At 28.2% G+C, this 23,831-nt stretch carries 20 protein-coding genes; 4 read left to right on the top strand and 16 right to left on the bottom strand.

The features are described 5' to 3' along the window. Positions 1-30 precede the first annotated feature (30 nt). From RSD37_RS12340 to RSD37_RS12330, 3 genes are all read left to right on the top strand, one after another. Entirely contained in the window at positions 31-1,182 is a 1,152-nt protein-coding gene (locus RSD37_RS12340) for a double-cubane-cluster-containing anaerobic reductase (RefSeq protein WP_346947044.1), read from the top strand. 377 nt (positions 1,183-1,559) lie between these two features. Beyond that, entirely contained in the window at positions 1,560-3,728 is a 2,169-nt protein-coding gene (locus RSD37_RS12335) for a helix-turn-helix domain-containing protein (protein WP_346947043.1), read from the top strand. A 563-nt stretch (positions 3,729-4,291) separates the two neighbouring features. After that, positions 4,292-5,659 (top strand): MATE family efflux transporter, encoded by a 1,368-nt coding sequence (locus RSD37_RS12330; RefSeq protein WP_346947042.1) that lies wholly within the window; start codon positions 4,292-4,294, stop codon positions 5,657-5,659. Positions 5,660-5,751: 92 nt separating this feature from the next. On the opposite strand, the gene RSD37_RS12325 is transcribed toward RSD37_RS12330, so the two are convergent. The 16 genes from RSD37_RS12325 to RSD37_RS12250 form a co-directional block, all read right to left on the bottom strand. Next, entirely contained in the window at positions 5,752-7,047 is a 1,296-nt protein-coding gene (locus tag RSD37_RS12325) for a hypothetical protein (RefSeq protein WP_346947041.1), read from the bottom strand. 186 nt (positions 7,048-7,233) lie between these two features. After that, positions 7,234-8,286, bottom strand: a complete 1,053-nt coding sequence (locus RSD37_RS12320) for a hypothetical protein (RefSeq protein WP_346947040.1) — start codon at positions 8,284-8,286, stop codon at positions 7,234-7,236. A 281-nt stretch (positions 8,287-8,567) separates the two neighbouring features. After that, positions 8,568-9,380, bottom strand: a complete 813-nt coding sequence (locus RSD37_RS12315) for an ABC transporter permease subunit (protein WP_346947039.1) — start codon at positions 9,378-9,380, stop codon at positions 8,568-8,570. A gap of 1 nt (position 9,381) precedes the next feature. Then, a complete protein-coding gene (locus RSD37_RS12310) occupies positions 9,382-10,269 on the bottom strand; it encodes an ABC transporter ATP-binding protein (protein WP_346947038.1) in 888 nt (295 codons plus the stop codon). A 148-nt stretch (positions 10,270-10,417) separates the two neighbouring features. Next, a complete protein-coding gene (locus RSD37_RS12305) occupies positions 10,418-10,858 on the bottom strand; it encodes a hypothetical protein (RefSeq protein WP_346947037.1) in 441 nt (146 codons plus the stop codon). Positions 10,859-10,872: 14 nt separating this feature from the next. Next, positions 10,873-11,310 carry a LytTR family DNA-binding domain-containing protein gene (locus RSD37_RS12300; protein WP_346947036.1) on the bottom strand — a complete coding sequence of 146 codons (438 nt, stop codon included), beginning with the start codon at positions 11,308-11,310 and terminating at the stop codon, positions 10,873-10,875. Positions 11,311-11,510: 200 nt separating this feature from the next. Then, positions 11,511-12,257: a hypothetical protein gene (locus RSD37_RS12295; protein WP_346947035.1), complete on the bottom strand. Its 747-nt coding sequence runs from the start codon at positions 12,255-12,257 to the stop codon at positions 11,511-11,513. Between the two features lie 89 nt (positions 12,258-12,346). After that, on the bottom strand, positions 12,347-13,357 hold the full coding sequence (locus tag RSD37_RS12290; protein ID WP_346947034.1) for a sensor histidine kinase: 1,011 nt from the start codon (positions 13,355-13,357) through the stop codon (positions 12,347-12,349). Next, positions 13,354-14,022, bottom strand: coding sequence for a response regulator transcription factor (locus RSD37_RS12285; protein WP_346947033.1), 669 nt, complete (start codon positions 14,020-14,022; stop codon positions 13,354-13,356). The genes RSD37_RS12290 and RSD37_RS12285 overlap by 4 nt, the downstream gene beginning before the upstream one ends. Positions 14,023-14,176: 154 nt before the next feature. After that, on the bottom strand, positions 14,177-16,192 hold the full coding sequence (locus RSD37_RS12280; protein WP_346947032.1) for an FtsX-like permease family protein: 2,016 nt from the start codon (positions 16,190-16,192) through the stop codon (positions 14,177-14,179). Then, positions 16,182-16,946 (bottom strand): ABC transporter ATP-binding protein, encoded by a 765-nt coding sequence (locus tag RSD37_RS12275; protein ID WP_346947061.1) that lies wholly within the window; start codon positions 16,944-16,946, stop codon positions 16,182-16,184. Before RSD37_RS12275 ends, RSD37_RS12280 begins: the two co-directional genes overlap by 11 nt. Before the next feature lie 393 nt (positions 16,947-17,339). Next, entirely contained in the window at positions 17,340-17,876 is a 537-nt protein-coding gene (rbr, locus tag RSD37_RS12270) for a rubrerythrin (RefSeq protein WP_346947031.1), read from the bottom strand. A gap of 94 nt (positions 17,877-17,970) precedes the next feature. Next, on the bottom strand, positions 17,971-19,035 hold the full coding sequence (locus RSD37_RS12265) for a hypothetical protein (protein WP_346947030.1): 1,065 nt from the start codon (positions 19,033-19,035) through the stop codon (positions 17,971-17,973). Positions 19,036-19,333: 298 nt separating this feature from the next. Then, a complete protein-coding gene (locus RSD37_RS12260) occupies positions 19,334-20,491 on the bottom strand; it encodes a GerMN domain-containing protein (RefSeq protein ID WP_346947029.1) in 1,158 nt (385 codons plus the stop codon). Between the two features lie 202 nt (positions 20,492-20,693). Continuing rightward, positions 20,694-21,200 carry a hypothetical protein gene (locus RSD37_RS12255; protein WP_346947028.1) on the bottom strand — a complete coding sequence of 169 codons (507 nt, stop codon included), beginning with the start codon at positions 21,198-21,200 and terminating at the stop codon, positions 20,694-20,696. 177 nt (positions 21,201-21,377) lie between these two features. Further along, positions 21,378-22,178, bottom strand: a complete 801-nt coding sequence (locus tag RSD37_RS12250) for an SDR family oxidoreductase (protein WP_346947027.1) — start codon at positions 22,176-22,178, stop codon at positions 21,378-21,380. A gap of 232 nt (positions 22,179-22,410) precedes the next feature. On the opposite strand from RSD37_RS12250, the gene RSD37_RS12245 reads away from it, so the two are divergent. Beyond that, positions 22,411-23,802: a hypothetical protein gene (locus tag RSD37_RS12245; RefSeq protein ID WP_346947026.1), complete on the top strand. Its 1,392-nt coding sequence runs from the start codon at positions 22,411-22,413 to the stop codon at positions 23,800-23,802. Positions 23,803-23,831: the final 29 nt, after the last annotated feature.

Raw genomic sequence — 23,831 nt, 5'->3', positions numbered from 1 at the left:
ATAACAAAATAATTTGATAGGAGAATTAATATGGAATTAAGAAAAGATTTACCTGAAATATTCGATGAATTTGCAGAGGCTAGAAGAAATTCTTTCATAAAAGTAAAAGAATTAAAGGATAATAATATTCCTGTTATCGGAGTTTTCTGTACATACATGCCACAAGAACTTCCTCTTGCTATGGGAGCTACTGTTGTATCTCTTTGCTCAACTTCAGATGAAACTATTTCTGAAGCTGAAAAGGATTTGCCTCGTAATCTATGTCCACTAATAAAATCAAGCTATGGTTTTGCTAAGACAGATAAATGTCCCTTCTTCTATTTTTCTGATTTAGTAGTTGGTGAGACAACCTGTGATGGTAAGAAAAAAATGTATGAGTACCTAAGTGAATTTAAACCTGTACATGTTATGGAACTTCCAAATTCACAAAGTGAAGAAGGATTAAAACTTTGGAAAAGCGAAGTTATAAAATTTAAAGAGGTTCTTGAAGAGAAATTTGAAACTACCATAACTGATGATAAAATTAAGGAAGCTATTAAAATTAAGAATGCTGAAAGAAAAGCACTTAAAGATTTCTATGAACTTGGAAAATTAGACCCACCTCCAATGTTAGGACAAGATATGTTTAAGGTTCTTTATGGAGCTACTTTTAAATTTGATAAAGGTGAAATCCCAAATGAAATTTACTCGTTAATAGAGAAAATTAAGGGTGAATATGAAGTTGAAAAGAAATGCGATAAAAAACCTCGTATACTTATAACCGGATGTCCAATTGGTGGAGCAACTGAAAAAGTTATAAAAGCTATAGAAGATAATGGCGCTAATGTAGTTGCTTTTGAAAACTGCACTGGTGCAAAAGCTATTGATGAATTAGTAGATGAAACTAATCCTGATATCTATGATGCAATCGCTCGTAAATATCTAAATATTGGTTGCTCTTGCATGACTCCAAACCCTAATCGTTTTGATTTGCTAGATAGAATGATAGATGAATATAAAATTGATGCTGTTGTAGATGTAGTTCTGCAAGCATGTCATACCTATGCAGTAGAAACCCTTCAAATAAAAAGATTTACAAATACTAAGAAAAGTATTCCTTACATCAGCATAGAAACAGACTATTCTACAGCTGATATTGGACAACTTAACACAAGAATGGCTGCCTTTGTAGAAATGCTATAATGGATATTCCTTAAGATAACTTACAAAAATCATCCTATAAATATTAAGTTTTAAGTTTAGAATTGAACTAAAAATAATTACTTTAAAATGTTTAATTTAAGATATTAAAGTCAAGATTTAATAATATACTAAAGCTCCAAGGTATTGTGCCTTGGAGCTTTAGGTTTTATTTTAAATTAAAATTATCCCAAATACTAGCTTTTAATTTACACTTTATGAACTATGATTTTTTTTCTAAATAGTGCTATAATACTAATAATATTAAATGTTAGCTAAGTTTTTTAATTAACTATAGAAATTTGACTTCAATAATATTAAGTCATAATTAAGGTTAGTTTAAAGCATAGCCTATTAGAAATTTTTAAGGAGAGTTTATAATGCATAAACAATATGTTAATTACTCAGCCAATATGCCTGTGTCCATATCCTATGAAACCATCAAAAATTATCCTATTCACTGGCACTATTGTATTGAAATTCTATATGTAATAAAAGGTACTATTAACCTTTACATAAATACAGAAAAATACGTTATAAATGAAAATCAGGTAGAGATTATTAATATAGATGAGGTTCACAGTCTTGAAAGTGATGATGAAGATAATAAAGTAATTATATTTCAAATAGACCCCTATTTTTTTCAAAAGTACTATAATGACATAGAAAACATGTTTTTTTATACTAAATCCATTGCTGAAGACTCTCAGTATGGAGAAGAATATGAAGATCTTAGGATATTTTTATCCCAGATTCTTTGTGAAACAGTTCAAAAGCAAGATAACTACGATGAAGAGATTGAGGCTATTCTAGTAAAACTCCTTTATCATCTTATAAATAATTTTAACTATCTAATTTATGAGAAAGAAGAACTTAAGGATAATAAAGATCAATTACAAAGATACCACAGTATTTCAAAATATATCTATAATAATTATCAAAATAATATTACTTTAAAGGATATATCTAGTAATGAATATCTAAGTACCCATTATCTATCTCGTGAGATAAAGTATGCTACTGGTTATTCCTTTACAGACTTTTTAAATCTAATAAGGGTTGAGGAATCTATAAAGTTAATTTTAGATACAGATATGACCCTTTCTGAAATCTCAGAGGAAATAGGCTTTTCCCACACTCGTTATTTTAATAAACACTTTAAGCTCCACTATAAGCTTACACCCCTTCAATTTAGGAAAAAGTATAAATCTACATCCAAGGAATTAGAAAGAGCTACTAAATTTGAAACCTTCCCTTTAAATGATAGCATTGAATCTCTAATATATTATCTTGAGGATTATGATAGATTCAATTATGAAGATAAAATCCATCAGCTTAACTTTAACATGGAAGAGTATATTGGAGACTTCAATAAGGATTTCAAGAAAATTATTACTATTGGAGATGCATTTGACCTATTAATTGAAGATAATAAGGATACTTTAGAAGATCTTCAAGGGGAGATGGATTTTGAATTTGGAAGAGTTATAAACCTCTTTAGCACAGATATGGCAATATTTCCTGGCTCAAAATTTCATAACTGGAATAGAGCAAAGGATGTACTAGAATTTATAGAGTTCCTTGATATAATTCCTATTATTGTTTTAGATTTAAATAACCAAGGCTTAAATAAAGATGATGAAACCAACTCTACATTTGAAAGCATTCATCCTCCGAAATGTAGTAGTAATTTGTTTGAAAATATAGATTCTATATATGAAGATTTTAAAAATATTCTTCTATCTTTTACGGAATATTTCAGTGCTATTGAAACTCTTAACTATAAAAACTTTAGGTTTCAATTTGCTTCTACCTTCCCTACAGATTTAAGAGAGGACATTATAAACCTATTCAAGGATAATAATCTTAAAATGGAAGACGAAACCTTTACTATTAATAATGAAATAAATAATATTTATGATACAGCTTATATGATTCCATTTATTGTGGATAACGTAGTTAATACCCAAGGAGATTTAAGTTTTATAAGAGCCTTTGATGTACTAGATAAGCAAGTTAATATCACTAATGAGCTATTTTTTGGTTATCCTGGACTTATAAATGATAAGGGTATAAAAAAACCTGCCTTCTATGCTTATTCTCTTCTTAACAAATTAGGAGATAACTTAGTAACTAAAGGCGAAGGGTATGTTGTAACTAAAAGTGATAACCAATACCAAATCTTACTTTATACATATCATGACAAGATCAGTAATCTAATATCTACAAGTAGTTTTTCAAAGCTTAGAGGTCTAAAGAATGCTACTTCTAAAAAGTTATCTCTAAACGTTACTAATATCCATTCTGATATAAATGTAACTACCTATGAAATTAATGAGAAAATCGGTTCTTCATATAACTATTGGGTTGATATGGGTAGACCAACAAGGCTTAATAAAGAGGAAAATGGAATTCTTCATAAAGCATCCTATCCTGATATTAAATTTAAGTACTCTAAAAAAAGTACGGTAATAAATATTTTAACTACACTTAAAACCTATGGAGCTATATTAATTATAATAAACGAAGTTCAAAAGCCTCGTAAATGATTTTAAAATCTATAATATTACTATACTTACCTTCAAAACCCAGTATATCTTAACCTAATATTTAAACATAGACTTTTATTTTAATAAAATAGCCATAAAATATTTATATTTTGAATAGGAACTTAAAAAAATCTATGAAAAATTGCAGGTTCCACTGAAAATGCTTAAATTAAAGTACAAAAACATCTTATTTAAGGTGCTTTTGTGCTTTTTTATGTTTTCTGAAAACTTGCAAATTAGTTGATTAGTACTTTTTGCTGGGCACTTAAGTGAATGCGTGTCAATTTTTTTTAACGTATAATAATATTATAAGATAGATAGTTTAAGATATATTTTTATATGATATTATACTTACTTACAAAAGTTACTGTATATTTCTATGAACTATAAACACTTAACTAAATTGGATAAATAACTAAAGTATTTGTACTGTTAAATACTTTATGTAGTAATAATAAATTTATAAAATTGAATTGTAAATCCAATTTTATAAAAAGAAACAGTTTTTGTAAAACTAATCTAACAAAAACATACAGAATATTCAAACAATAGAGGTGGAACTTATGGGAATTAACCCAAATATTTTTTCAGACAATAAACCTTATAGGGTTTTACTTAAATTCGCAATACCAGCAATATTTTCATTACTTGTTGCAGAACTTTATAATATGGTAGACACAGTCTTCGTTGGAAGATTCATCGGCCCTAATGCCATTGGAGCACTAACTGTAGCCTTTCCAATCCAACGTTTTCTTATAGCAATTTCCTTTTTAATAGCAATAGGTTGTTCAACCTATGTTTCAAGATTTTCCGGAGAAAATGAACCTAAAAAGGTTAAGAAAACAATCATAAACGCTATAGTTCTAACTTTAATAGCACAAACTATAATTCCATTTGTATTATTCTTCTTTAGAGGAACTATACTTTATAAATTAGGAGCTAGTGAAGTTACCTATGGATTAACAAATGATTATGTATCAATAATTTTTATAGGTGCGCTCTTCCAGGGACTTACCATTGTTTGTTCATACATAATGACGGCCCTTGGTAATTCAAAGATTGGACTTTATGCAAACAGTATTGGTGCAGTACTAAATATTATAATTGACTATATACTAGTAGCTCATTTTCCAATAGGGATAGCGGGAGCAGCTATAGCAACTGTATTTTCTCAATTTGTAGGACTATTATTTGTACTTTATAAATTTAAAGATGTAGTTAAGCACTTTGAAATTAAATTTTCACTTAAACACATTATATCTAATATGGATATATCAATACTTAAAGGTCTCGTTGCAGTTGGATTTTCAACCTTCGTTATTGAAATTTCAGATGCTGTTGTGGCAGTAGTTTTAAACAACTTGTTAATTGCCGAAGGTGGAGATGCTGCAATAATAATTGTAGGTGTTATAACTAAAATATCCATGTTCATGTTTATAGCTATAATTGGTATAAGTTCAGCTATGCAACCAATAGTTGCCTTTAACTTTGGAGCTGGTAACTATACTAGGATGAAAACTACAGTTAAGGCATCAATAAAAACTGTAACTGTAATATCCTTAGCCTTCGGAGCAGTGCTAATGTACTTTGCTCCTCAAATGATAAGTTTATTCTTAACTGATGCAAAATTACTATCAGAGGCAGTTACTGCCCTTAGAATATGCATATGTTTTCTTCCTCTAGTTGGATTCTATTATGTAGGAATTTACTACTATCAAGCTATTGGGGAAGCAAAAAAAGGATTTAGACTATCTCTATTTAGACAATTAATAGTTTTTATACCTCTAGCTGTAGTTTTCGTAAATATTTTTGGTATTGTAGGTGCTTGGATTGCATACCCAGTATCAGACTTAATATCAGCAGTGGCATCATTCTACTTGTTAAATAGCACTTGGAGAAAAGATACAAATATAGAAATAATACCAGTTTAAAATAAAAACTCTCTAGAAAATTTTTTCTAGAGAGTTTTTTTAATTATTATAAATAACTATTACAGCTCTATTCTTTCAAAACAGCAGAGATGCTAAATTAAATTCACTTCAAACTTTATAATATTTTTTAAAATTATGTTCTTAATGTGGTTATCTATATAATATTTCCCCTTTAATGCAATAGCTGAAATCTCCCCTATTTCATTAACTACCTTAGGAATTTGAATTTCCTGATTTAAATTATCCCTTGTTTCCACAAATTCAATTTGCTTAGTTTTCACATTAATATATGCAGCTATAGTGCGTATTTCTCCGTAAATCAAGGCCTTAGTTATGCCTTCTTCCTTAATGTATTTGTAATTAAGGATATCTACCTTCATGTTTATACCCTTAACATCAATATCTTCTCCTGGGTTTCTAATTCTTAAATTTGTATAAAAGTCTGTCTCCATATAGTATTTTTCCATTACAGTTAAAATTCTCACAGCTAAATTTGAAGTTTTATTCTCATTACTTACTACATGGTTACTTTTAGATGATATATTATATTCCGCAAAGGCCATGTGTTTAATTTGACCCTTTGCATATTTGCTAATCACTACCTGATACTCTATACTATGATATTCCCTTGGCTCTAAATCACCTAAAGCTATGCCTTCATAAAAATCAACTTTTTCTATTTTTATTCCATCTATACTTACACTATTAGGATTAGCTTTTATATCCTTAGAATTACCAATAAACAATCTAATATCTTGAGATTTAATATTTACTAAATTTTCAACCATCATTTTACAGTGTACATTTCCTTCAGTCTTCACCACTGTTGTATCACTATCCAAGGTTATTTTAATATCTCCTGAAATTATATTAACTACTACAGAATTGCTTTCAATAATACTATAATTGACTTCACCTTCTTGCTTATCCTTAATCCCCTCTGAAATATACAGCGCCTTACCTTTATTAAATATTTTTCTTTCTATTGGCACACCTATAATATTAACCTTAAATGAAACTTTCACCACATCTCCCGGTAAAATCTCTCCAATATCCACTCCATAGGTTATATCAACATCACCATTTATACAGTTATTAACCTTAACACTTCCATATATAAATTTAATATTTGGTCCTAAACTATCCTGAATAATAACATTTTTTAAAATAACCTCTCCTGAATTTATAGCTATAAAAGTATATTCATATATCTCTTTAGTGGATACATAATTCACATTAACTGTATTAATTAATTTTAGTTCTTCTTTATAAATTGATACATCTGTAACACTAGACGTAATAGTGGAACTTTGTACCCTTCCATTACTCCCCTCATAATCATAATCAATTATAATAAAACTATTTAATTCACTTCCTTTGTTATCCACCTATATCACCGCCTAACGTAATTTTCACATAAATAATACTCTATTAATTTTATGAAATATAATTCACATTATTACTTTGATATATAAATAGAATAAAGAGATATTTAAAATTTAATTTAACTAAATATCTCTTTAATATATCAATATTTTCTCTTACTAAATTCTATAATAAATTTTCATTCATTATTAAAGTGTGTTAATGGTTATATTATCTGATGTTTGAACAGTAACGCCACCCGTATATTCTACATGCGGAATAGGTGGGTTATACACTTTACCTGACATTTTCACATAAAGTTTACCCGGAGTGATCGTTCTTGATTCAACACTTGCCACTCCAATAGATAATCCATTTATAATAAGTATATTTGTATTTATATCTAGCTTTACATTTTTATCAGTCATTGATATCCAATTGACTCCATCAGTACTGGTTTGAATAAGCCCTTCATTACCTCCTATATGAACTTCTTCTGGTAATAAATCTGTTATTCTCACTCCTGTAGCCTGTACATTGCCCCAATTTTCTAAGGTTATAAGATAATTTATAGCCTCTCCATTTTGTTTTGGCTTTATCCCTACCACTGACTTTGTTACAGTAACATTTGCATAGCTTATTTCAGTTGTAACAACTTCTTCTTTACTCAGTTCATTATCAACTTGGTCTCTACCATCTAACGGAGTATAACTAAAGGTGCCATATACTTTATTAGAAATAGTATTATCAATATCGCTAAATTGAGTTTCTGATTTTACCTTTACTGATAACTTGACAGTAACAACATCTCCTTGATTTAAACTATCAGTTGGAAATAAAGTTATTGTTACCATTCCTTTATTAGGTGATATAGCTGGTACATAGACAACTTCACAGTGTCCTGTAGTATGCATAGCTGGAACTACTTCATAGTTTACTCCATTTACCTCAACCTTTGCACTATCTTCAATATAGATTACATTATCATCTAATTCATCTACTATTACTAGATTAGTTTGAGCTACGTTTCCTTGATTTACACCTACTATAGTATAAGTTAAAATTTCTCCTGGGCCTATTACATTAGTACAACAAATATTCTGAAATGCTAAAACTGGTGTTGACGTTTCAGCAATGATAATAGGATCTGTTAATGTTGTTATTTTAATGCCTATTTTAGTTACATTTAAAGCCGTATCTGGCTTATATTCATATTCAACACTAGCTATATTCTTTAATTTTCTCACATCTTCACTGACCATATATCTTCTCCTAAATTAATAATTCTCTACTCTAATATACTATTACTATCAAGTTTATATGTTACATAAAACCTTACTTTTGTGATTATAACAATATTATTATATAAATCTTCTATTTTACTCTTGATAATAATATTGCTTCTTTAACTAATTATAGATTTATGTCAATTGTTTAATTTATTAATCTAGTAAATTCCCCATAAAAATAAGACCCATATAAAGTCGTTTTCATCGCTTTATACTGGTCTTATTTATTATCAATGTTTCCCCTATTATATTTATTAAGCTAAATCCTTCTTATTATATATAATATAAGTTGTTGAAATACATATAACTATTATACCTAATCCAAGAAGCACATACTTCATGTCAAAACCATTCTTTATGAGATTTGATGGTACCACATAATCAAATGGTGATAGATATAAAAAGCCTTCTAGCCCATCCTTCATTTTACCAAGTATGCCCAAAACATAAGTTGTAAAGAATACTCCTAAAGAAATAGATGTTGCTTGTTTACCACTCTTTATTAGAACAGATATCAAGAATCCTATTGCCATAAATATATAGCCAAGAAAAGCCATGCCTATAAACAAAATCTTCATGTCCATAAGTAATGTCATAGTATTAATATCCGCTGGCTTAACAACCATAGCAACACCCATGGTAGCAACTCCAACTATAAGGATGAATAGATAAAATATAGCTGCTGAAGAAAGTAATTTTGAAGTTACTATCTTACTTCTTGTAATTGGTTTAGAATATAAAAACTCAATAGTTCCTTCACTTTCTTCTTTAATTAAAGCAGATACTCCAAGAATTGATCCATAGATTCCAGCAGCCATTGCTATATATTGAATTACATAGGCTGTATACTCTGAAATATTGCTAAAATCCACAACACCTTCAATATTGAAAGCTTCTAATAGTGCTGGTGGTAATGCATCTAACTTTGTAGCAACCAATTCCTGCATTCCACTATCCTTCATGCTAGGAAACAATGCCATAAACATTATTATCAATGCTACACACACCATTGACCATATAATTGATGATTTTAAAAGTCTTCTAAACTCATACTTAAATACATTCATACTATTTATCCCCCTCATTACTGTAGTAATCCATAAAGGTATCCTCTAAGGTGTGCTCCCCTATTAATAAAGTTTCTATTTTAAACTTAGCTACGCCCTTAATTATTTCATCAATATTCCCCATAAAACTAAAGGTAATCTCACCTTTATTATTTTTTATAATTTCACCTTTAAGTTCATGAATTTTTTTCTCATCTATGCCCTCAGCCTTTATGGTAATCTTCAATCCTGCCTTTTTAGAAATCTTACTAACATCAAGGACATCAATAATTTTTCCATCTTTAATAACTGCCACTCTATCACATAGATTCTCCACCTCAACTAAGTTATGAGATGATAAAAATACTGTAGTTCCCTTAGCTTTCTGAACTTGTAATATATCAAAAAGTTTCTTTTGAATAAGTGGATCTAGCCCATTTGTAGGCTCATCTAAAATAAGTAATTTGGGATTATGAATAATAGCTTGCACTATAGCAACTTTCTTCTTATTTCCAAGGCTTAGTTCACTCATTTTCTTATCTAGCTCAACATCTAAATCTTCACAAAGTCTATCTATTTCTTCCTTGCTACATCCATCATAGAATGTAGAAGCATACTTTATAATATCCTTAACCTTAGACTCATCATAAAACTTTACTTCACTTGGTACATATCCAATGTACTTTTTAATTTCACTACTATCCTTAACAATATCCTTCCCAAAAATTTTTCCATGCCCATCCGTTGGGAAAATGAAGTTTAAAAGAGTGCGTATTGTGGTAGATTTTCCCGATCCATTTGGTCCTACAAAACCAAATATTTCACCTTTTTTTACCTGTAGATTTACATCTATTATCCCCCTACTTTTCCCATATGTTTTTGTTAAGTTATTTGTTTCAATTATATACATTTACCTTACCCCCTTTTATCATTTAACTATATTAAAAAGTAGAATCTATTATGATTTATGTTAATTTCATAATCTTAATTGTATATGACTAGGTGTTAAACCAATCCTAATTTCATTTCCATTTATATCTTTAATAATATATAAATTATTATTTCTCCTTTAAATTTTTATATAATTTAAGCTTTTCATTAAATTGTTCGCCAGTAGATTTGTTGTATATTGCAATAGATCCTGTAAACGCTAAAAACCATGCTGTAAATACTAATAAAGCAACGAATACATTTTTGATATTATCTATGTCAAACCACTTAAAAACCTTTATCCATAGATATCCTATTATAACCAGTGATGCATAATGAAAAAGTATCTTTACCCATGTTTTTATATGTGACAAAAGATTTGATGTATATATAATGTATTGAATTGCAGTTAAAATTACAGATATAAATGCCATTTGCCATATTAATCCTAATGATATACTATAGATCCCTAAGAATGGAGCCATTATTGCATACATCATAGCTTCTCCTGTAAAGAATACACTTGCTATTATCTTTATTTCCGTTGTGTTTTTAATTAAATCTCTCATAAATATATCCTCCTTTAGAAGTTAAGCTTACTTTTAAGTGTAGGCACATACTGCCTGGATATAACTAGCTTCTCATTGTTTTCTAAGACAATCTCTATCCTTCCTCCAAACATGGGAGTTATATTTTTCACCTTAGCTAAATTTACTATAGTCGATTTTGATCCTCTAAAAAAATCAGTATTCTGAAGTTTTTCCTCCAGCTCATATAGTCTAAGAGTAGTTTCATAAACTTCCTTATCCATATAGATAAAAGTCTTTTTATCCACTGACTCAAAATAAAATATTTTATCTATATCCAATATAAATACCTGTCCGTCTTTTATTCCTTTTATCTTTCTATCTAAGGCCTTAATTTCAGATATAATTCTAGATATCTTATCATCCACGCCACTACAATTTATAATAATTTCAACCTCTTGAAATTCATCAGATTCATTTATTATAATCTTCATTTAAAGCCTCCATTCTTCTCTTTACTTAAGTATATGACTTGAATTTTACTAACACAACTAATTTATACTAAGTTGCATAAATCCATTACCAAGTTGCACTTTAAAAATAAAATTCACCACAAGAGTCACATTACTGTTACCCTTGTGGTGAATTTTTACTTATGCTTAGTACTATTACTAGATTCAAAACCTTTAATCTATCATATATCTTGATTTTCTATCATTTTTTTAGTCATATTATCCATATTCTCACTATAGGTGGAAACTCCTGCATTATATATAATTATATTGTTATCCTTTAAACTAACAAAACTTTCAACCACACCTATTACCTGTTCATTAGCTATATCTATAATTTTTTGTCTTAAAAATAAATTATAACACCCTTGATGTATATCATTAATTGGATATGCACTATTTATTGGTGATACCGCTGGTATTCCTTCACCTGTAACCTTTCCTTTGTCGTCGTAAGTAAGTTTTAAATAATTTTTAGACTTGTATGATATATCTATACTCCACTTTTTCTTTAATGGTATTGAGTCTACTCCTACCTTATAATTATCTAAATATCTTGACTTAAATTCATACTTCTCCATAAAAATATTTTGATTAAACATTTCTTTTAGTTCACCATTTTTATAATCATAAATAGAAAAAATCTCAAATCCATCTGCTCCACCAAATCTTCCTCTTAACATTATCTCCGCTTTACCATCACCGTTAAAATCCCCTAAAAATAACTTCTGAAAACAGCCACAATAATTAACTGGAATTACAATTTCCTTACCACCTTGTAACGGTACAATAGAAATCTCTAAATTATTTGAATAACTACTATCTAGACTTAAATATTCCCCCCGCAGTGTAACCATATATAATGATAATTTGTCTGTTATATTTCCTATCTTTGAATCAAGGGCTACTTTCTCTCTACTATTTATCATATTCCCTCACAAAAAAATCACTCTACAATATAATATTAAAATGTATCATGTATGTTACATTTAACCCACTTATTCAAAATTAATTGTTTTTAAAAATTAGTTAACTTTCCCAGTGGGAATATAATATTAATCTTAGTTCCCATGTCTATTTTTGATTGAATATTAATTGATAATCCTAGCTTATTACAAAGTTTTTCACATAAATATAATCCCATTCCAGTGGCCTTACCAAACCTTCTTCCATTTTCACCAGTAAAACCCTTCTCAAAAACTCTATTTATATCTTTATTTACTATACCTATCCCATTATCTTCTACGGTTAGTATTATGGAATTTTTATTTTTAATTGAATATATGCTTATTTGGTCATCCTTACCCTTTGAGTATTTAATTGAATTGCCTATTATCTGATTTAATATAAATTCAATCCATTTAACATCACTATGTACAATTTCCTCTACATCTTTTATATCCAATTTTATTTTTTTGCTAATGAAATCTCTAGAATTTCTTTTTATTACATTCATAACTACAGTATTTAGCTGAATTTTTTGTACAATATAATCTTTATTTACATCATTGCTTCTTGAATAATATAGTGCTTGCTCTATAAACCCATCAATTCTGTTAATTTGAAAATTTATTTTATCTGTTACTGGATTATTATTGTTTTCTATAATTAATTTTGTTGATGCTATTGGAGTTTTTATTTCATGTACCCAAGTTTCAATATATTCCCTGTATTCATCTTGCATATTTTTATAATATTTAACATTTTCATTCATATCTCTACTTGTTTCTTTAAGGATATTGTAAACAGCTTTTCCAGAAATAAAATTAGGTTCATTTATAACTTCTGGTAATAAATACTTTCTCTCTAAATTTTCTAATACACTACCAATTTCATCAAAGAATTTTTTGTTTTTAATTAATTCCATTATAATATATGATACTAGTGGTAAAAACCAAATGCAAAAAACTAAAAAAACTATAACTATGGGAACTTTTATTACAACCATTACTCCTGAAATAATAAGAAATAATACTAAATTAAAAAATAGAAATGGAAGCTTCTCTTTTAAAAATTCTCCTACACTCATTGCATTATATATCCTAGCCCTCTCTTAGTTTCTATTGCATTTTCCATTCCTATATCCCCAAGCTTTTTTCTTAATCTAGTAATATTTACAGAAAGAGTATTATCATCTATAAAACAATCAGAGTTCCACATATAATTCATAAGTAATTCTCTAGATACTATATTCCCCTTATTTTTTACTAAGTGAGTGAGTATTTTAAACTCATTTTTTGTTAACTCTAAGGATTTTTCTCCAGATGTAACAGTTGCATTAGACATATTTACACTCAAATTTTTATAGGTTAAAACGTCTTGTACTAACTGATTACCATAGGATCTTTTCAAAATAGAAGCTATACGTGCCAATAATATTTCAGTATTATATGGTTTAGTTATAAAATCATCAGCTCCAAGATTCATACTCATAAGCTCATCCACTTGGCTATCTCTACTAGTTACTATAATTATAGGTATATGTGATTTTTTTCTTATCTCTCTACATATGTAATAGCCATCAAAAAAGGGAAGATTTATATCCAATAATATAATATTTGCATTTGCATTTTCTACATATTCTATAATATTGCTAAAATCAGTTGGTGCTTTAACCTCATACCCATACCTGTTTAACAGATTTTCAAGTTCTTCTCTTATTGATTCATCATCCTCAATAATAATTATTTTCATAAATTTACTCACCACTCCTCTTTTACTTAAATATATTATATCTTATTTTAATAAGTAATAACTTTATATTTTACTGAAAATTTAAGGTTATTAAAATAGATTTTATATCATTTCTATTTTAATAACCTCTTAATTAAGAATTTTAACTATTCAATTATTGATTATTTCTAACTATATTTTTATATCCTGTATATGTAGCATAGAAATATCCAACATATACTATCATAAATATTGAGGCTGTAATTAATGAAGATCCTACTATATTTGGCTTGTTAAATATAGATATAAATTCATTTGCTACTTTTATTCCAATAACTGAATGTATAAAAGCAAGAATAACTGGAAGGCTAAAATATATTAATGTTTGGACAAATATAGTTTTATTTATCATTTTATCATTTGCACCAATTTTCTTTAATGATTTATATCTATCTATACTATCACTAGCTTCTGATAATTGTTGAAGGGCAAGTACTGCCATACTAGCAATTAAAAATATTATTCCTAAATATATTCCCACAAATAATATTGTGGTTGTCATTCCTTTAGTTTCAGAATATACTTGTTCTCTAGTCATTCCAATAACAAATCCGGATTTGTCATAATCAAATTTGCCATCCTTAAATTCTTTAAATATATTTGCAAATTTATCTTCAGATTTCTTCTTATCTCCTTCAAAATTCACATTAATATATGAAACTTCTGGATTTAACTCTTTAGTTAACTCATCATTTACCACTAATGTAAATATATTATCACTAAATCCACTTGTATGAATTGCATCCTCTATAACTTTTTCGTTTTTAACATTATAATCTTTGCTATTAATTTCTATAGAATTATTCTTGTTCAAAAATACATTTACTGATTTTACCAAGTCAGTAAAATTTGATGTAATAAGAACTTCATCTTCTTTTAGTTCTATTGACTCCTTGTTTTGTAATTTTCTTATGTCATTGTATTCAGATATTTTAATAACGGAAACTCTAATTTTACCAAATTTATCTACAATATCCTTGTTTGATTTATCAAGTCCAGAGTCTAGTAAATCATTTATTGTAGCATCAGTACCATACTCAGTATAGTATGCATATTTTTCTGATTCATCAAATTTGAAATTAATGTTTTCAAAAGATTCCTTTATGCTTTTTATTTTATCATCGTTATATATATATATAGTTGCACTTGCATCAAATGGAGTTGTATTTTCCAACCCTGATTCTAATGCATTTTTAAAGCTAATTCCAGTTGATAATATGCTCATAGTTAAAAATAACATTAAACATATTATAGTCATAGATATAAAATTTGTATTTACCTTACTATTTATCTGTTTTGCTATAAATATATTTAGCCCTTTAAAATATACTTTTTTATTTTTCTTTAATAAATATAATCCAAATCCTGCTAAACTAAAGAAAAACAATGATGTACCTAATATTCCAAGTAGAATTGAAATCATAAACCTAGGATTTATTACGTTTAACCCTACCTTTAATACTAGCTTATATGCAACACCAAGTGATACTACACATAATACAAAAGTTATTAAGTATATAATTGGATTTTTAAACTTAACATCTTCATTTTTTCTACCTGCTGTCAGTAAATCTATTATCTTATATTTAGATATAATAACTGTATTAAATATCATAACAAGTAAAAAGATTATTCCAAAGTATAATATAGTCTTCCCTATTGCAACGGTGGAAATTATAAACTTGTATTCAGTCATCGATATATCAAATAATTTTGAAGTAAATACAGATAATCCTTGTGATGCTACAAGTCCTAATAAGAGTCCACTAATTAAGGATATAGCTCCAACAACAAGTGTTTCTATTACTAATATCTTAGATATTTTATTTTTCCCCATACCTAGTGTCATATATATTCCTAGTTCTTTCTTCCGCTTTTTCACTAGAAAATTATTAGCATATAATATTAAGCATCCTAATATTATTGATACAAATACTGATACATATGATATGACTGAAGTTATAGTTTCTACAGCGTTTTTACTTGATGCTTGCATTTCCACAAGTGCCTTTTGAGATTCTATTGAGTTAAAACTATAGAATATACAAACTGCCAATGTAAGGGTTAAAAAGTATATGTTATAATCCTTGAAACTCTTTTTTACATTACCTACCGCAATTTTAGAATACATTGTCATCACCTCCAAGAAGAGTTATAACTTCTATAATTCTATTGAAGAATTCTTTTCTACTATCATTGCCTCTTACTAGTTCAGTAAATATTTTACCATCTTTAATAAATAAAATTCTATGTGCATAACTAGCTGTAAATGCATCGTGAGTAACCATAAGTATTGTAGCCTTTAAATCCTCATTTAAACTTTCAAATCTTTCAAGTAATAATCTTGCTGATTTTGAATCAAGTGCTCCTGTTGGTTCATCTGCAAGAACTAATGATGGATTTGTTACTATTGCTCTAGCTGATGCTACTCTTTGTTTTTGTCCCCCTGACATTTGATATGGATACTTACATAAAACATCTTCAATTTCTAAATATTTTGATACATCTTTTATTTTTTTATCTATATTAGAAGTATTCTCCCCTTTTATAGTTAAAGCTAATGCTATATTTTCATAGGCTGTTAAAGTATCTAATAAATTAAAATCTTGAAATATAAAACCAAGTTCATTTTGTCTAAACTTATCTAGTGATTTTGATTTTAACTTTGTAACATCATTACCATTTATTATTATGTTACCCGTAGTAACACTATCTATTGTTGATATACAGTTAAGTAATGTTGTCTTACCACTTCCTGATGGTCCCATTATCCCAACAAATTCCCCTTCACCTACTTTAAAACTAATATTATCAATTGCCTTTGTGACACTTTCTTTATTCCCATAATACTTTTCTATTTTTTCTACACTTAATATATTTTTCATCATAAATCTCTCCTTACATTTTTATAATTTTCATCTTACAAAATACAGCAATATAATTTATCTAATAGAATAAAAATAATTACCCTTTGTGTTGTCTTGTTTTAAATTTCAATTATAGATACTAATTGTTATTATTATCATCTATACCTGTAAATACCATTCTTTGTATGTTTGCCTAAATCCTTAGCACATTTATAATTTTACTATATTAAATTATTAATACATATTTATTTATCTTTCAGCTAAGTTACATTTTTGTAAGATTCATTTTAAAATATGAAAGATTATAATTAAAATATCTTCACATATAAAAAGAAATTCTTAAAGTTTTAGTTACTTTAAGAATTTCTTTATTAATTTAACATATAAGAATTATCTATATGTATATAATTCTTAATAATTTTCAGCTTTACGCTCAAAATATGCTTTAGGATGAGCACATACAGGACAACCTGCTGGTGCATCTTCACCTTCGTATATATATCCACAATTACGACATTTCCAACCTAGAGGTGCATCACCTTTAAAAGTCTTTTCTTCACGTAAACTCTCAAGTAATTTTAAATAACGTTTTTCATGAGAGGCTTCAACATCTGCAACAAGTTCAAACTTTTTAGCTAAAGCTTCAAAGCCTTCCTCACGAGCCTCTGCTGCCATACGCTTGTACATATTTGTCCATTCATCATTTTCACCTGCTGCTGCAGCTTCAAGATTTTCTTCTGTATTTCCAATTCCATGAAATTCTTTAAACCACATTTTAGCATGTTCCTTTTCTTGATTAGCTGTTTCCAAGAAAAGTTCTGCAATTTGTTCGAATCCAGCTTTTTTAGCTACTGAAGCGAAATAAGTATACTTATTTCTAGCTTGTGATTCACCACTGAAAGCCTCCATTAAGTTCTTTTCTGTTTTTGTGCCAGTATATTTTGACATATGATCCCCTCCATTAACATTTTTATTTCTTGATTACACATTATCATTTCATACAATTAGTGTCAACTAATTGTTTCCATATGTTCCAATCATGCTATTCTTTATCTATTACACTTATTCCCTTATCATTTGCCTTTTGTATAAATTCTTCTTTATCCTTTAGTGTGCAATTATTTAATTCTATAATACTTAAAGATTCACATTTTAAAATTTCATCTATATCTTCAATATATATTTCCTTTAGATTTAAGGTAGTTAATTTCGGAAATTCATCCAGACCCTTAAAACTCATATTCTTTGTAGAAGATATACCTATCTTTTCTATATTCTTAGACCCTTGTAAATTAGATAGTTCTATATCTCCACCTTTAATTTCTAGCACCTTTAAATTAGGAAAAGCTTGTAACCCTTGAAGCTTGCCTTTATTAGGGTATATAATTCCTAGATTTTTCACAGAATTCATGGTGTCTAAATTTGAAAGTTTATCCAAATCTCCATACCATATGGTTATTGTATTTAAATTATTTAATTTGCTTATGTATGAGTAATCTTTAATTCTCCTAGCATCCCATATACATATGCTTTCTAGGTTTTTCATCTGTTCTATACCCTGCAATGTATTTACATCTCTTTCATATGGTGTGGATAATTCTTTTATATTATCTAAATCTGATTCCATTATTTTTCCTTTAATAGAATTTTCCTTTTTTATGTGTATACATAATCCTTCATCCTTTATTAGATTATCTACATGAATATAATAATTCCAAGATAAAAATCCTAATACCACTATCAAAACGTATCCCATACTAACTTTTTTCTTAATACTATTTCCTTTGTAAATATGCCATAAAGCAACTATTGTTATTGAAATAATTACCATAATGTTAATCTCAATATCAACTCCTATGCCAATTAGCATATAGCTGATTACTATTGTTGCTGGTATTATAGATATTATTTTCCATGTCATATTTCTTCTTATACAGAAAATCGCTATTGCTAATGATAAATAAAAGATTGAAATAAATACAACTTTCATCCATAGTGTAGTAGAAAATCCAGTAACCCCCGCTAAGATTAGACCACTTATAATTACCATTAAAGCTATTTCACTAATTTTATTTCCATGAACCTTTACATATTTATTAATATCCATCTTTTGTAACGACCCCCTGTTACTTATGTCATTATTACATTTTGTAAACACCTATTTAAATTGAACTAATAATTTAACTAAAATATATCGATATTATACCATATATTTACTTGGCATCATACCAATATATTGAATATATTGAATTTAAAATCTAATTTAAAAATAGTCAGTATATAGTATTAAATTAAAAAAACTACTATAAATCCTAAGTTTTATAGTAGTTTTTATTTGTATATTAATGTCATATATTCATAGTCAAAATATACTCCTAATATTAATAGATTAATCTTATAATATATTATTTACCTTCTGTGACTCCATTGAAATCAACTTTAAAGCATTCACCTGGTGATTTTAATATATGCCCTGAGCTATAAGCTTTGTTATCTATTGTTATATACACCTGATCAACACCATAATAATTACCAAAAGTATTAACTATGCTTTGAAGTATCATGAGCTCTGTGCTTGAACCTGAATTCATTTCTTTTACAAAGTTACTTGTAAAATCTACATATAACTTACCATCATCATTTAAATATAAACTATTAATGGTTACATTCTTCCCTAGTAATGATCCTTTATCATTTCCTGGGAATTCCTTTAATATATTTTGAAGTGTCATCTTAGTTATATCATTGGTACTAAACGAAAGTTCCTTATCTTCATAATAGATTTTATCTACATTAATGTCTGGATAATAGAATCTTACTGTTTGAGTTAGCTGAATATTATCCTCAATTCCTTGTAATGTTGAAGTTATTTTCATATTTTCTGAATCACCAACGTATTTTACTAGACCATTGTTCAGTGCATAATAATGTAGACTTTTCTCTCCGTTATTTCTTTCTGTAGTTACTTCAATAGCACTATAGTTTCCACTTGGAGTTTCTACCTGCACATTTACATTTGAAATGTATCTTTTACTACCATCTGATAATGTCCAACTGGTTCCCTTTACTAAGGGTTCTTTTAATAGTATTTCACTAGATGTTGATTGTTTGGTAGTAAAATTTTCTCTATAGTAACATACACCTCTTCTAAATGTTTGTCTAAGTTCTCCATCTTTAATCTGTAAAACCATTACTGTTTCACTTCCACCATTATTAGTTCTTATTTGAAATTTATCGCCACTTATATAATCTACATAAGCTACAAACTCTGCGTATTCAGAGTTTTCTCCTTTATAGCTATACTTTGCATTTTCATTAATAGTGATATAATCATTTATTTTATATTTAGAAGTTACTTTCACATCATTATTACTATCTACCGCCTTATTACTATTCACTTCTGAATTATTATTTACCTCATTGTCATTAGTAGCAACATTGTTACTTATCTCTACGCTATTGCTTAAATTAATATTTGCATCTTCTTTATTATTTTTCTCACTACAACCAGTTATAAAAACTGCTATGAATAATATAATTATATATAATCGTTTCTTATTCATAAAATTCACTCCTTAAAACTCTTATCTATAATTATATACGCAACAGAATACAATTAAATACAATTATTTTTATTTAATTTTCAATTTCACATTAATCCAACTTCAAGTTCTATACTTTTAGTTCCTCTACTTATACTACCCTATAATCATAATTGTCCCCAATGATTTTATAGCCTATCTTTTTATAACTTCTACTGATGCTCTATTCACCTCTTAACACATCTAATAAATTTATATTAATGTCATCTGTTAAATCTTCTAGTTTAGATACTTGTCCCTGTGCAATTTCACCTAAAGCATATCCTCTACAAGCAAGAATAACTCCATCAAGGCTACTTATATATTTATTATGAATAAAATTAGCTTCTTCACTATGTTCTAAAGCCTCTGCTTGATTTTTCAAATGAACTAATTTATCTATACCTTCTTCTGTAATTGTGTCTTCTTTCATATCATCAATAATCTTATATGCTTCCGCTGATATATCTTTTATATCCATTGTGTATGCAAAATCTGTTTTGTACCTATTTATCTCATAGGTTATAGACTTCTTTGCTACAAATATATTGTAGCAAGATACTCCCACCGTTAACAAAAGAATTATTGCTATTATAGTTTTAAGAACACCCTTAAAAACTTTAATAACTAGTATTAATAATACTATTGCAACTAATAGTAAAACGATATTGTCTGTGGTAAATCCATTCATATAAATTACTCCTTTATATATCTCGTGCTCCATACACAAAACCTGTTTATTTTTGTCTTTTAATTTTCAGTCTAGTTATCTATGTTAATTCTTAATGCTTGACTATGTTTAAATCAGTATGAATCCTCAAAAACATAGTTTTATATCTTCTTCTACTGGTTATTTAATAAAATAAAATTATTCAATTAAACTTCTTTTATTAAAGGCAGATGCCATAAATCTTTGAGTGGACTTAATCTTTGTTAACCATTGAATATGGACATTATTTTTTGTATTTTTTAATATTCTAGGTATAAAGAATTCTGCTACAGTTTCTGGTTTATCTCCAAGTATATTAAATATCTTTTTGAAACTACCTTCCTCTATTGCCTTTGATTTTTCCCCTTCTGGTGACTTGGTTATAAAATCTGTTAGCATCATTCCTGGAGATAATCTTCCCACCTTTACAGATGTAGCTGCCAATTCCTTGGCTAAAGCCTTTGTAAAATAAGTAAGTGCTCTCTTAGATGTACCATAGAGGATTGTCTTTTCTACTATCATATCATCAGAACCTAATCCCTCCATATTCCATATCTGTCCATTACCTTGCTTAATCATATACTTAGCGGCTAATTTAGAACCATAGATTATGCCTTTTATATTAGTGTCTATGACCTTATCAACATAGTTGTCCTCTGTATCCCACACAAATTCATAGGGACAGTTTTGCCCTGCATTATTAATCCAGATATCTATATTTCCCCACTTTTCCTTAGCTTCAAACCAAAGTCTTTCAATATCAGCCTTATCTGTCACGTCACATTGTACAAATTGAGTTTTACTATTATATTCCTTTAACTTTTCTTTGCACTTTTCTAATGATTCTCTAGTTCTCCCACATACTGTAACATTACAACCTGACTTTAAAAATTCTTTTGCCATAGCAAACCCTACTCCTCTTGTACTACCAGTAATAATAACATTCTTCAATACAATCATTTCTATCTGCCCCTTTGTCTTTATTATTTATATTGTGATTTTTATTATTGTTCATATTAACAACTTGTTAACTGGAAATATTTGTACACTTTAAATTATAATATATTTTCTCCAAATTAATAAGATGTTTCTTAATTAAATTTTTTCAATTTTATGCTTTTAAAACTTAACACTAAATAAGGTTAAATTCATATTATATATAAACTAAGATAAAATTAGCAGGAGGCTACAAATGATTGGTTTAACTTTAATACATTATGTTTACTTAATATTTATATTAATAATATTAATAGCTATGATTAAAAAAAGAGATGTATCACTAATTTGTATTATAGGAGTATTCTTAATTGCATTAATTAGTACTAAATCAGTTCCTCTATCAGTGGTTAGCATATTTAATAGTTTTATATATGCCATAACGGAACTACTACCCACAATTCTTATTATTTCTATAATAGCAGCTTTGAGTAAAATTTTACGGTATACAGGCATTAATAAGTCAATGATAAGTCCATTCACTAAACTTATTAAAAATGATTTTATGGCATTTTGGATAATTGGTTTAATTATGATGGTTATTTCCTACTTCTTCTGGCCATCACCTGCCGTAGCACTAGTTGGTGCGGTGCTTGTACCTGTAGCTATAAAAGCTGGACTTCCAGCTATTGGTGCTGCCATAGCAATGAATTTATTTGGTCATGGTATTGCACTTTCCACTGATTTCATTATCCAAGCAGCTCCTAAGCTAACAGCTGATGCTGCAGGAGTTCCCGTTGAAGCTGTTGTTAAAGCAAGTATTCCTCTAATAATAATCATGGGGCTTGTAACTACCATTACAGCTTTTATAATGTTAAAGAGAGATATGAAAAATGGTACTCTTGAAAATATGGTTTATGATGAAAAACTAGACGAAGATGAAGAAATAAATGAAACTGTTTTATCTAAGGGGTGGAAAACTATATTCGCAATCCTAGTTCCAGCATTATTTATTATTGATGTGTTTATTATGATATCACTTGGATTAAAAGGTGGAGATGCTACAGCATTAATTGGTGGTACAACACTATTTTTATTAATTGCTATAGCTATGAAAACCTACAAGAATGGTTGTCTAGAAGAATTAACAACTCACTTTGTATCAGGATTACAATTTGCCTTTAAAGTTTTTGGTATAGTAATACCAATTGCAGCCTTCTTCTATATAGGTGATAGTGGCTTTTTAAATATCATCGGTGAATTTTTACCTGAAGGCTCCTTAGGTATAGTAAATGACTTAGGTTTCGCTTTATCTCAATTAGTTCCTATGAATAATATCTTCAGTGCCTTTACCGTAACTGGTATTGGTGCAATTACTGGACTTGATGGATCTGGATTCTCTGGAATATCCCTTGCAGGCTCAACTGCAAAACTATTTGGAACTGCCACAGGTGCAAGTGTACCAACTTTAACAGCACTAGGACAAATCGCTGCAATCTGGGTTGGTGGTGGAACTATAATTCCTTGGGCAATTATTCCAGTATCTGCAATCTGTAAGGTATCTCCTTTTGAACTGGCAAAACGAAACTTTAAACCAGTAGTGTTCGGCTTGATTGTTACATCATTATTTGCACTATTTTTACTATAAGTATATGTTTTAAATAACGTCTTAAATTA

It is taken from the genome of Clostridium sp., from assembly GCF_036646415.1.
Classification (GTDB): Bacteria; Bacillota; Clostridia; order Clostridiales; family Clostridiaceae; genus Clostridium_J.
Note: the sequence above shows the minus strand (reverse complement) of the source record. Positions and strands in the feature narration are given on the sequence as shown.